This is a genomic window from Candidatus Chlorohelix sp., assembly GCF_037138995.1.
In the GTDB taxonomy this organism is placed as follows: domain Bacteria; phylum Chloroflexota; class Chloroflexia; order Chloroheliales; family Chloroheliaceae; genus Chlorohelix.
In genome coordinates this window covers 1-11,687 of the sequence record NZ_JBAXHI010000067.1, presented here as the reverse complement: position 1 = coordinate 11,687, position 11,687 = coordinate 1, and the positions used below count along the sequence as shown (strand labels likewise).

Sequence of the window (11,687 nt, the reverse complement as noted above, 5' to 3'; positions counted from 1 at the left end):
CTTGGATAATATACCACTCCTCCTCCTCATTGTCAAGCCTTTTCAGAGAATATTTCAGGGAAAATGCGTTTAGCTCAAACTTTTCATGAAGACTAAAGCAACCGTAACTAGGTAGCAAGAGAGACAAGCTCAAAGCAAACGTCTCAAAGCTGGTATCTATACTATCAAAGGTCATAGATTGGGCTTTCAAGGGTCTGAAACTTTAGGACTAACAGCTTATCTAAGGCAGTTTGGTGCTTATCAGTGGTCTGGCTTAAACATTCGCTAATGGCTTGCTTGAAACCGTCAAACTTTTCGTAATAATGCGAATACAAACATTCTTTTCGTACAAAACGCCACAGCCGCTCAATTAGATTTAGATTAGGCGAATAAGGCGGCAAAAATAATAATTCGAGTTTGAGACTAACCGCTTTGTCCATTACCAACCAGGGAAAATGCGTTTGGACAAAAGAGGCTCTGATTTGGTAAGATTTGAGTTCTGAAGCTTAAAGCAAACCAAAGGAGAGCCAAATGAACTATACCATGACAGAGACAGATTCGAAAAGCAACCTAAAAATAACAGACAAAGATTTGAGGAGTGCCTTTATCAGGATAACCGACCCGAGGAAGGGGTCGAATCTGCAATATGATCTGGTAAGTATGCTATTAGCAGCCATTGGTGCGCTGTTGTCCAATCATTTAGGGGTATTAGCTATAGCCGAATGGCTGGATGGTCAAAATGAGGCAGTCAAAGCGATATTAGGATTTAATATAAGGTAGGACCCCTATGCAAAGTACCTTCCAGCGACTATTTGCCGAACTAGATCCAGTGCAATTGGAAGAAGCTCTAACAAGTATTTTTGATGCTAAAGTAGTGGGGTCAATCCGGCAAATAGGTAGTGAGGGGATAGCCATTGATGGTAAATGTCAACGTGGCAGGCTCAAATTTGAAGAAACTAAAGGCACCCCTTGTCATTTATTGAGCGCATTTTGCCAACAAAGTGGGATAGTGCTAGGACAAATTGCTATCGAAAACAAGGAAGCGGAATTAACCATCGCACCTGCTTTAATAGACCAAATAGACTGGGAAGGGCGGGTACTAACAGGGGATGCTATTTTTTGCCAGCGCAATTTATGCCAACAAGTGGTGAAGGCTGGAGGAGACTATTTATTTATAGTCAAGGGAAATCAAGCCAAACTACAGACAGATTTAGAAATGGTGTTTGAGCCAGACACAAAAACCAGTCGGTGGTGGAGGACTGGGGCAGAATTGCTAGAAATGCGGGAGGCTAAAACAGTGGATAAAGGACACGGACGGATAGAGATAAGGGAAATCCGAGCCTCAACTGAGTTGGCTGAGTATAGTGACTGGCCTTATCTAGCCCAAGTTTTTGAGATTAGGCGGAGTTGGGTCGAAAAGGGGCAACTCAAAACGGAGTTACAGTTGGGGATAACAAGGTTGCCTAAAGAGATAGCTGATGTCAAAGCCTTATTAGAATTCAAGCGAGGGCATTGGGGGATTGAGAACAAGTTGCACTGGGTCAAGGATGTAGGTTTTGGTGAGGATGCCAGTCTCATTCACAAAGTATCAGGTCCTCATGTAATGGCTGCTTTACGCAATACTGCCTTAAATCTCTTGCGTAAAGCCGGTTACAATAAGATTTCTTCCCGTTTGCGTTTTATTTCTGGTCATCCTGAGCATACTTTGGCTTTGCTTGGCTTAAACGCATAAGCCCTGCCTGCCTCTGTTTCCTTGTTGACTGACTTTTATAGCTCTGTTATAATCATAAAGTATATATGCGGGAGTAACTCAGTCGGTAGAGTGTCTGCTTCCCAAGCAGAATGTCGCGAGTTCGAATCTCGTCTCCCGCTTTTCTTAAGACCTTTCCAACCGGAAGGGTTTTTTTGTTTCAGGAGGAGAAAAATTGCAAACGTTTGATGAAAACGTAGCAGAAGTATTGAACCAATTGCGAGAAGAAGTGCGATTACGCCGCGAAAAGCTCCACGGCGCGGAACTGAGCGAATTGCGTAGCGTCATAAAACAAGCAAATGAGCTTTGGAACGTTAGCGCACATTTACCCATAACATGGGGCGTACCACCTCTAATCGGACGGACGCTTGCTTACTCTAAACGCATAACCCGCCTCTTGTTGCGCTGGTATATTAATCCCATCGTGGAGCAACAAAATAATTATAACGCCGCTACCACCCGCGCCCTGCTACAACTCAATGCCTATCTTGAGCAATTAACGCGAGAGGGACATGAGATGGAACAGCGGATTGCTTCACTGGAAGAACAATTGAAGCAAAAAGCATGAACATCGTGATATGTGCCAGCCAAGTTCCTTTTGTGCGTGGCGGAGCAGAAGAATTGGTGGATGGGCTGGCAAGCGCATTGCGGGAAATCGGACATCGGGTTGAAATTGTGTCGTTACCATTCAAATGGTATCCGCGAGATGAGCTTGAACGCCAGCCTGTTTTGTGGCGCACCCTTGACCTCGAAAAGCTGAATGGCAGAGCGGTTGACTTAGTTATCTGCACCAAATTTCCTACATGGGCAGTGCGCCATCCTCGCAAAGTTGTTTGGTTAGTCCATCAGCATAGGCAAGCTTATGATTGGTATGGTACAGCCTTGAGCGATTTTGGCTTGAGTGATGAGGATAAACGCGCTCGCCGAGTAGTAATGGAAACAGACTCACTAGGCATCAGTGAAGCCCTTGCCGTTTTTACTATTTCTAAAAACGTTGCCCGGCGATTGCTTCGATATAATGGCTTACCTGCTACGCCTCTCTATCCTGCCCTTAAGCATTCCCTTTATCATAATAATGGGTATGGCGATTACATTTTTTCGCTAAGCAGGCTGGACGGCGCAAAACGGCTCGATATTTTGCTGGAAACAATCAAGCGTAGCCATAGCAACGTTCGGGCTATTATCGGTGGGGCAGGTCCGGATATGCAAAAATTGATGGATAAAGCGCGGGCGCTTGGTATAAACCACCGGGTAGAATTTATGGGGCGCGTAAGCGAAGAAAAAGCAGTGGAATTATATGCGGGGGCGTTGGCAGTATATTATGCGCCTGTAGATGAAGATTATGGCTACGCCACGCTTGAAGCAATGCACAGCTACAAGCCGGTACTCACTGCCCCTGATAGCGGCGGCGTACTGGAATTTGTAGAAAATGAGGTGAACGGTTATATTTGTTCCAGCCCTATCGAATTTGCCGATAAGCTAGATCGTTTATATTCAGACCGGGTTTTAGCTGCCAATTTGGGCAAGGCTGGATTCAAAACTGCAAGCCAGATTCCGACTTGGACACAGATTGCCTATACTCTTACACAAATAAATTAAGAATCTTCCCCAACATGCTATAATGTTTTACAAATCTCTGGAATATGTTTCGAGGGGGTTTTATAAATGAAGTCAATCAAAGTTGATAATGTGAGTAGGCTTGTTACTTCCCTAGACCTTATAAAAGCTCAGGTCGAGGAGCATTGGCGTGAAGAATGGGAAAATGGAGTCACCAAAACTTTTTCCAAAGCTAAAGCGGACAATATAAGCCAACTACCTTACCAATTGGAAGGTACAGACTACATACCGGGTGAAGTCAGCATCGCAACGCTTACCTACATCGAAAACATTCCAAGCCCTAGCTATCCGCTGCAACTCAGCGAAGAAAAAGTAAATTCATCGGTCAGCTTTTCAGCGCATAATATTTACCCCGGCTATTTTAGCAAGTTAATCGAAGCGCTACGAACCGATGACCTTGACGGATTCCTCGAATTTATGAGTATGGAAGGGGCAAAATGGGCGCTGGTGGAAATTCCAGTAGATGACCTTAGTTCGCAAGCACTTTCCTATTTTCAGGAAATCAACGCCCAATTACTTATCAATACTACCCTTGAATACGATATCGAATCTCGAATGGAATTGACCCACCAAATGGACAAAATTAACCGACTGGTATATTCCAGCCTGTTAAAGGGCTATATGGAAGGGCATGACCGACTGGTAATGCGTTCCCTTTCTTCTCACCATTCGCCGATAGAAGATTTGAACGCCAGACCTTTATCTCGTTCAGGTGGCGGGTTTCGAGAGCAAGTGCGGCGTTCACTGGATGAACTTGAAGCCCTTCACAAAGTTAATAACGCCGTAAATAGTAGCCTTGACCAAAATTCGGTGCTGGATCTCACCGTTCAGGCAGTTGCAGAAGTAATGGGCTGCGATATTTGCAGTATTTATGTGTATGAACGTGAATCGCAAAGTGGGCAGGAAAAAATGGTGCTGCGGGCGGCGCATGGTCTGAACCAACGTAGTATTGGCACAATGGAAGTATTGCTGGGAGAAGGAATCACCGGCATTGCCGCCAAAGAAGGGCGACCAATATCGGTTTACGATATGTGGGCAGATAGTCGCTTTCAATATTCACCACAACTTGAGGAAGACTCCTCACGCTCTATGCTGAGTGTCCCGATTATCTTGTACACCCGTGAGAAGTTAGTGGGCGTAATTGGGGTACAATCGCGCACCTATCGCAGTTGGGCTACCGAAGAAGTGCGCTTCCTTGAAATGGTGGCGGGCGAAATCGCGTTGGCAATCGAAAACTCGCGGCTATATCAGCAAACCGATGAGCGTTTGCGCGAAAAGGTACAGGAACTTTCCACCTTGCAAAGCGTTTCCAAACTCATTGCCGCAACACTTGATATTAATTCGGTGCTGGAATTAATGGTACAACAGGCTGCGAAATTGGTAAAAGCCGAAATGGCTTCCATCTATGAACTTAAAGAAGGTAGGAATTACCTGACTATTGTTGCCAGTCATGGGCTTAGCAACGATTATGTTAAAAATATGCAGGTAAAACTGGGGGAAGGTCCCGTGGGGCGTGCTGCCGAATACAACCACCCTGAACATGTTTGGGATGCCCATTTTGAACTGCATCCCGGCGAAGAATACTTGATTAATGACCAATATCGTGCGGCAATGTGTGTGCCATTAATAGGGGCAGAACAGGTTATACTAGGTGTAATCTGCGTTTATACTCGCCAACAGCGTCACTTTAATGAGGAGCAAATCCAAATTATATCTTCATTTGCCGATCAAGCTTCAATCGCCATCCAGAACGCCCGTCTATATGAGGAAGCTCAGCGCGGTCTGACCATCAAATCAGCTTTGTTACAAGAAATGCACCATCGGGTACGCAACAACCTGCAAACAGTAGCTGCTTTGCTTTCAATGCAAATGCGCCGGGTACATGACCCACAGGTTGTACAGCCACTTTCGGAGAGCGTAGCACGCATTCAAAGCATTGCCGCGGTTCACGATTTATTATGCCGCGAAGATATTGGCATAACCACTGTTAATGCTGTCGCTAAAGAGATTACCGATATTGCTATTATCAGCCTTGTACCGCCGGAAAAACGTATCCGCTTCAAAGTTGACGAAAGCAAAGTGCCTATTGCCAGTAAAGAGGCTACCCTACTCGCAATTCTGGTGATGGAACTGATTTCCAACGCAATTTTCCATGGCTTCCGTGACAAAAATGAGGGCGAGGTACGTATCAGTTCTTTTGTAAGCGAAGGGCGTACCAATGTCATCATCCGTGATGACGGGCGAGGCTATCCCAGCGAGTTTGACCCTTCCGGTACAAAATCTGGTTTGGGCTTACAGATTGTACATACCCTTGTAACCAAAGACCTACAAGGCACTTTTCGTATGGAAAATATCAATGGATGGGCAACCGCTACTATCAATTTTAACAGCGTTTACGGTCTTATTAATGATAATGAGATTGACACCGGGTTAATTGCATGAGGAGTTTTAGCAAGATGAGTCCGGTGTGGCTACTTATCAGTTTAAAAAAATCTGTGGGCTGGATTCTGGCTTTTCTGGTATTGCCACAATTATTGCTGGCTTGCGGGGAAGATAATAAAACGGCAACTCCGATAATAACCGCTCCGATAACTGCTGCCACCAGTGGGGTAAAGATAACCGCTGCCGTTACAGCCACACCACCGCGTACCACTAATATCTCAGTGCCGACTCCTACAACAGTGCCTAATTTGGTAACTTCAAACCAGACTTTGACATTGACCGGTGGAGATATTACCACGCTTGATCCGGCGCTTGCTGCCGATTCTGCTTCTACTTTCTTTACTCGACAGATTTTTAGTGGATTGCTAACACTCGACAAAGATATGAATCCGGTTCCTGACCTTGCACTAGCCATGCCCGATGTCAGCACGGATGGAACTGTCTTTACTTTCCGGCTACGCCCCGGCTTGAAATTCCACAGTGGCGCACAGCTAACTGCCGATGATATTAAATATAGCTGGGAACGCGCCACCGATCCCAAACTTGCCGCCCCCTCCCTTGCTAATAGCCTTCCCGCTGCAAATTATATGAACGACATCGCAGGGGTGAAAGAAAAGTTGGAGGGTAAGGCCACCGAAATTGAAGGGGTGAAAGTGCTGGATAGCCTTACGTTACAGGTTAAAACCGATGCACCCAAGTCTTTTTTCCTCGCAAAAATGACCTATAACACCTTTATGGTGGTCAACAAAGCAACAATAAGCGCAGTTTTTGACAAACCAGATGGCAGCGGACCTTTCAAGGTAATCGAATATCGCAAGGATGAAATAATGCGTCTAGCACGCAACCCGGATTACCAGAATGGCGCTCCTAGCCTGATACAGGTGAACATTTTGCTGGGCGCTGCGGCTTCAAACCCACTTACCTTGTACGAACAAGGCAAAGTTGATTTTGTTTTTGCTGCTGAAAATGATGTGGAGCGTTATCTCGACAAGAATAATCCGCTGAGTAAAGAACTGGTAATCAAGCCCCAACTCGATTTAAAGTATGTGGGTTTTAATAATCGTCTTAAGCCCTTTGATGACCCCCGTATTAGGCAAGCTTTTAGTCTGGTAGTGGATAGGGCGCGGATTGCGCGAGTTATGTTTGAAAACAGGGTAGTTAAAGCCGATTCGATTCTACCACCGGGAATGCCCGGCTATACCGGTAATCCCGGGTCACTCTCCTACGATATTAACCGAGCGCGTGATTTAATTGCCCAATCGAGCTATCGCAGCGCACAGAATCTACCAAAAATTACAATTTATTCTACCGACACTTCTATGGCAGGATTGCTACAGCAGGTTTATCAACAAGCTTTTGGCATCGAAGTAGAAGTTCGCCAACCGGATTATAAAGATTTTCAAGCCGGGTTATCGGCAAGCCAATTCCAGATATATATTTACGGTTGGGTTGCAGATTATCCCGACCCTGAAAACTTTCTGCGTACCTTGTTGGGCAATAGAAGCACTTTTAACGATAGTGGTTATAATAATTCCCAATTCGATAATTTACTTAAACAGGGCGATGAACAACGCGACTTACAGAAAAGGCTTGAAATTTATGCGAAAGCCGAGCAAATTGCTCTAACAGATGCGCCAATTTTACCGCTCTATCATAGTGTGAGTTTTCTATTGGTTAAGCCTTATGTCAAAGGTCTAGAATTGACTTCATCTAACATAATTAGCCTAAAAGATGTGTATATTGTGAAGTAGGTGCATTGTTGTTCGAGCAATTGCGGCAACGATTTGGCGGTGACCCAAAATATAAACGTGGCTCATCCGATATCGTAGAATTAACGACAGCAGATGCGGCTAATATGAATCTGAGTTGGAACAGCCGCTTTAATAGCGCAACCTTGCACAATCAATTACTCTTATATCCGGGACTCTCTATGCGAGCGCTTGGCTCACCGGAGTATATAATCGGCGATTTATGGAGAAAGCACGAAGGGGTGGGGCATATCACCGAATTATGGGCGCGTACCCACCGAAAAGAATTGCTTGAAAGTTTGGAAGCAGCATGTCGGCAGCGTAAGTTGCAAGCGATAGTTGTATCCAACGATGAACACGCCGAGAATCCACGCTTTTATTTTGATGCAGGTTATGGAGTTCTGGAGAATATAATTTATTACGACAAACCGGACACTATTATCTATGAATCCTTTCAGGGTATGCCGCTCTTTACCATCTCATATAATCAGATGTTGGAGGAAGATTTACTAATAGTTGACCATGTTACATTCCCTTGGTTATGGTGGAACAGTCGGGCGGAGATGAGATTCTATGCTAGGCAGCCCGATGTTACGATTCAAATTTGTTGCCGTAGCAAAGACAACAAACCGGTGGGTTATTTTAGCTTTACCATGTATGAACGCTGGGGACACCTAGATCGCTTAGCAGTAACGCCCGAATTTCAGGGGATGGGCTACGGTGCATATCAGCTCTCAGCTGCAATCAAAATGATGGAAGCAAAAGGAGCGCGGCGTGTAACACTCAGCACGCAACTTACCAATTACCAATCACAAAGGCTCTACGAAAGATTTGGATTCAAGAAAGTGCAGAACCTTGAATACAATCTTATCGGGCGCTGGCTCAATCAATAACAATTTAGTAAAGGAAAATAAGCGTTCCTAATGCGTATTTTGACATTATCGTGGGAATACACCCCCAATGTGGTTGGGGGGTTGGGCAGACATGTAACTGAACTAGTACCGGCGCTGGCAAAATTAGGAGTCGAGGTTCATGTACTCACCCCAATGCTCAAAGGTGGGGATAGTTTTGAGCATACCACAAAAAATATATACATCCATCGGGTAGAGCCGCCGCAAGCAGACTTTAACGATTTCTTTTCGCTGGCTTGGGAAACTAACCTCAAGCTACAGGAAGCCGCTAATCGTTTAATTGACCATTATAAGCTTGAAAACAAACATTTTGACCTTATTCATGTACATGATTGGCTGGTAGCGTTCACAGGTGGCGCACTAAAAGAACAGTATCGCATTCCGATGATCGCCACTATCCACGCCACCGAACGCGGACGAGGACGCGGTTACCTTCCGGGTAACTTGCCGCGTGCTATCAACAACGTTGAATGGTGGCTTAATTTTGAAGCGTGGCGTATTATCTGTTGCAGCGAATATATGAAGTCCGAAGTAATGGATTATTTTGAAACACCGGCTGATAAAATTGATATAGTGGTTAATGGAGTGGACACCGAGAGATTTGATTTGTTGGCAGGTGAAGATTTAAGCGGATTCCGCGCTCATTACGCTTTGCCAGAAGAAAAAATTATATTCTACGTGGGACGTATGGTTGATGAAAAAGGCGTGCGCCCTTTAATTGAGAGTGCGCCTTATGTGCTTCAAACCAATCCATACATCAAGTATGTGCTGACAGGAGCCGGACCGCAACTGGAAGAATATAAGCTTCTGGCTAAAACACTGGGGGTAAGCCACAAGTTTTATTTCACAGGCTTCATTTCAGATGAAACTCGTGACAAACTTTATAAAGTAGTGAACGTAGCTACCTTTCCAAGTCTTTATGAACCATTCGGAATAGTAGCATTGGAAGCAATGGCAGCACGCACGCCTTTAGTTGTTAGCGATACCGGCGGAGTGAGCGATGTAGTGAAAAATCACGAAACCGGAGTTAAGGTTATTTCTAACGACCCCTCCTCTATCGCTTGGGGAATCTTACATACTCTCAATAACCCTACTTGGACGGCAGCACGTGTGGAAAATGCCTACAAAGCCGTTAAGGAGCATTATAACTGGCAAGGCATCGCAACCCAAACTATATCTGTTTATAAGCGAGTTTTGCGCGAATATAAAGAGAGTGGTTGGGGCAAAAAAGCTTAAAAAATCCGGGTACATATGGTAACACTTACCCAATGTTTATATATACCCGGAATAACAAAAGCTAATCTAATGACAGTTTTTCATCCATCATACTGCTAAGCTCAGCAATAGGAACGCGAATTTGTTCCATAGTATCACGGTCGCGGATTGTTACAGCATTATCTTCTAGGCTTTGAAAGTCAACCGTTATGCAGTAAGGTGTACCTATCTCATCTTGTCTGCGGTAACGCTTGCCGATGCTCTGGCTTTCATCATACTGTACTACCCATTTGCGGCGTAACTTCTTCGCCACTTCTTTGGAGAGATTTACCAGCGGTTCTTTCTTGCTCAACGGCAATACTGCAATTTTAATCGGCGCAATTGCCGGATGCAAGCGTAGCACAATCCGGGTTTCATCCTTATCCGGTTCTTCGGCATAGGCATCAATCAGGAAAGTGAGAGCAGTACGGGTAGCTCCTGCAGCCGGTTCAATCACGTAGGGTACTATATGCTCTTTGGTTTCCTCATCAAAGTAGCTTAGGTCTTTGCCGCTATGCTTGGCATGTTGGGTAAGGTCATAATTGGTGCGATTGGCGATACCTTCCAGTTCGCCCCAACCCCATGGGAACTCGTATTCAACATCGCTGGTAGCTTTGGAATAGAACGAAAGCTCATCTTTAGTATGTGGACGAATACGCAGATTCTCTTTCTTTATACCGTATTTCAAATACCACTGAAACCGCTCTTCTATCCAGTAGCTATGCCACTCGTCATCGCTGCCGGGCTTTACGAAAAACTCCATCTCCATTTGCTCAAATTCGCGGGTGCGGAAAACAAAGTTTCCCGGTGTGATTTCGTTGCGGAAACTCTTGCCAACTTGGGCAATACCAAAAGGCAGCTTGCGACGCATACTGCTTAGCACATTCGAGAAGTTATAGAACATACCCTGTGCGGTTTCGGGACGTAGGTAAGCCACCGAAGCGGTATCCTCTACCACACCCACAAAGGTTTTGAACATCATGTTGAACTTACGCGGGTCAGTTAATTCACCGCTACAATTTGGACAAAGCAATTTGCCCGCCGCATCGCGCTTGGTTGCGCCATATTCTGCCTCGTAATTACCTTCCAGCAAATGGTCTTCACGCCAGCGCATTCTACAGTTTTTGCAATCCACTAGAGGGTCTGTAAAATTGCTGACGTGACCGCTGGCTTCCCATACGGCGCTTGGTCCAAGAATTGAAGCTTCCAGCCCTACCACGTCATCGCGTTCCTGCACCATTGCTCGCCACCACAGGTTGCGTACATTTCGCAGCAATTCTACGCCTAACGGTCCGTAATCGTAGGTGCTGCCAAAACCACCGTAAATTTCACTGCTAGGAAATACAAAACCGCGTCGCTTACACAGAGATACGATTGTATCCATTGTGACATTACTAGCCATTGTTCAGGTGAACCTCCCTAATCATTCGATTTGCCTCATTTTCAAAGGTTCAGTCATACAAAAAGCTCTCGCCGCCGAGCCTGTAGCCCCTGAATAGGCGCTTTCACAGCCCGGGGACGAGAGCTTAACGTTAAACTCGCGCGGTTCCACCCCGGTTGAAGCCCTTGCCTTCGCTATATCGAAAGGCTCCAAAGAACTCCCCCTTTTTTTACAAACCGACTCCGAAGCCCCTTTGGCGCATTTCTTTCTGCTGCCCTCTCAGCCAAACGCATTTTATTGCGCCGGGTACAGTTCTCTGTAATGAAAAGAAGGGATGCGCTTACTATTCTTCATCTCTGCCGTTATTCAATTCAGCCTATAAAATACTATCACTATCGAGCTTTTAATGCAACCTTTCTGAAACGTGAAACAGGGCTGATACTGTTGGCGAACTAGGGTTCATGAGGAGGCAGGTTTAAGAGCAGCAAAGCGACTGACCCTGGTTGTGGCTCTGGGTACGTCTTCAAGCCAGTCATTCAGCCGAACTAAAGTGTACTGTTTAACCGTAGCAACACCCTCTACTATGCTTCGACACTTCGTGACCC

The 11,687-nt window shown here is 45.4% G+C and carries 10 protein-coding genes and 1 tRNA gene; 9 read left to right on the top strand and 2 right to left on the bottom strand.

Annotation, left to right across the window (positions count from 1 at the left end; translation table 11 throughout):
• Positions 1-164: 164 nt before the first annotated feature.
• Positions 165-419, bottom strand: a complete 255-nt coding sequence (locus tag WCK19_RS17515) for a transposase (RefSeq protein WP_342398694.1) — start codon at positions 417-419, stop codon at positions 165-167.
• Between the two features lie 91 nt (positions 420-510).
• Between WCK19_RS17515 and WCK19_RS17510 the strand changes: the two genes are divergently transcribed.
• The 9 genes from WCK19_RS17510 (at position 511) to WCK19_RS17470 (ending at position 9,683) form a co-directional block, all read left to right on the top strand.
• The gene (locus WCK19_RS17510; RefSeq protein WP_342398693.1) at positions 511-759 is read left to right on the top strand and encodes a transposase family protein; all 249 of its coding nucleotides are present in this window, start codon (positions 511-513) and stop codon (positions 757-759) included.
• A gap of 7 nt (positions 760-766) precedes the next feature.
• Positions 767-1,711, top strand: coding sequence for an ISAs1 family transposase (locus WCK19_RS17505; RefSeq protein ID WP_342398692.1), 945 nt, complete (start codon positions 767-769; stop codon positions 1,709-1,711).
• A 67-nt stretch (positions 1,712-1,778) separates the two neighbouring features.
• Positions 1,779-1,851, top strand: a tRNA-Gly gene (locus tag WCK19_RS17500).
• A gap of 53 nt (positions 1,852-1,904) precedes the next feature.
• Positions 1,905-2,297 carry a hypothetical protein gene (locus WCK19_RS17495; RefSeq protein WP_342398691.1) on the top strand — a complete coding sequence of 131 codons (393 nt, stop codon included), beginning with the start codon at positions 1,905-1,907 and terminating at the stop codon, positions 2,295-2,297.
• A complete protein-coding gene (locus tag WCK19_RS17490) occupies positions 2,294-3,328 on the top strand; it encodes a glycosyltransferase family 4 protein (protein WP_342398690.1) in 1,035 nt (344 codons plus the stop codon). The genes WCK19_RS17495 and WCK19_RS17490 overlap by 4 nt, the downstream gene beginning before the upstream one ends.
• 66 nt (positions 3,329-3,394) lie before the next feature.
• Positions 3,395-5,788: a GAF domain-containing protein gene (locus tag WCK19_RS17485; RefSeq protein WP_342398689.1), complete on the top strand. Its 2,394-nt coding sequence runs from the start codon at positions 3,395-3,397 to the stop codon at positions 5,786-5,788.
• A gap of 14 nt (positions 5,789-5,802) precedes the next feature.
• Positions 5,803-7,539, top strand: coding sequence for a peptide ABC transporter substrate-binding protein (locus WCK19_RS17480; protein ID WP_342398688.1), 1,737 nt, complete (start codon positions 5,803-5,805; stop codon positions 7,537-7,539).
• 8 nt (positions 7,540-7,547) lie between these two features.
• Positions 7,548-8,429, top strand: a complete 882-nt coding sequence (locus WCK19_RS17475; protein WP_342398687.1) for a GNAT family N-acetyltransferase — start codon at positions 7,548-7,550, stop codon at positions 8,427-8,429.
• A gap of 30 nt (positions 8,430-8,459) precedes the next feature.
• Positions 8,460-9,683 carry a glycosyltransferase family 4 protein gene (locus WCK19_RS17470; protein ID WP_342398686.1) on the top strand — a complete coding sequence of 408 codons (1,224 nt, stop codon included), beginning with the start codon at positions 8,460-8,462 and terminating at the stop codon, positions 9,681-9,683.
• A gap of 61 nt (positions 9,684-9,744) precedes the next feature.
• Here the strand turns inward: WCK19_RS17470 and WCK19_RS17465 are convergent, their stop codons facing one another.
• Positions 9,745-11,103, bottom strand: coding sequence for a glycine--tRNA ligase (locus WCK19_RS17465; protein ID WP_342398685.1), 1,359 nt, complete (start codon positions 11,101-11,103; stop codon positions 9,745-9,747).
• Between the last annotated feature and the right edge of the window lie 584 nt (positions 11,104-11,687).

Coding starts and splice junctions, on each gene's coding strand:
- WCK19_RS17505 (WP_342398692.1), top strand. CDS start 767: ATGCAAAGTACCTTCCAGCGACTATTTGCCGAACTAGATCCAGTGCAA.
- WCK19_RS17490 (WP_342398690.1), top strand. CDS start 2,294: ATGAACATCGTGATATGTGCCAGCCAAGTTCCTTTTGTGCGTGGCGGA.
- WCK19_RS17470 (WP_342398686.1), top strand. CDS start 8,460: ATGCGTATTTTGACATTATCGTGGGAATACACCCCCAATGTGGTTGGG.
- WCK19_RS17510 (WP_342398693.1), top strand. CDS start 511: ATGAACTATACCATGACAGAGACAGATTCGAAAAGCAACCTAAAAATA.
- WCK19_RS17485 (WP_342398689.1), top strand. CDS start 3,395: ATGAAGTCAATCAAAGTTGATAATGTGAGTAGGCTTGTTACTTCCCTA.
- WCK19_RS17515 (WP_342398694.1), bottom strand. CDS start 419: ATGGACAAAGCGGTTAGTCTCAAACTCGAATTATTATTTTTGCCGCCT.
- WCK19_RS17465 (WP_342398685.1), bottom strand. CDS start 11,103: ATGGCTAGTAATGTCACAATGGATACAATCGTATCTCTGTGTAAGCGA.
- WCK19_RS17480 (WP_342398688.1), top strand. CDS start 5,803: ATGAGTCCGGTGTGGCTACTTATCAGTTTAAAAAAATCTGTGGGCTGG.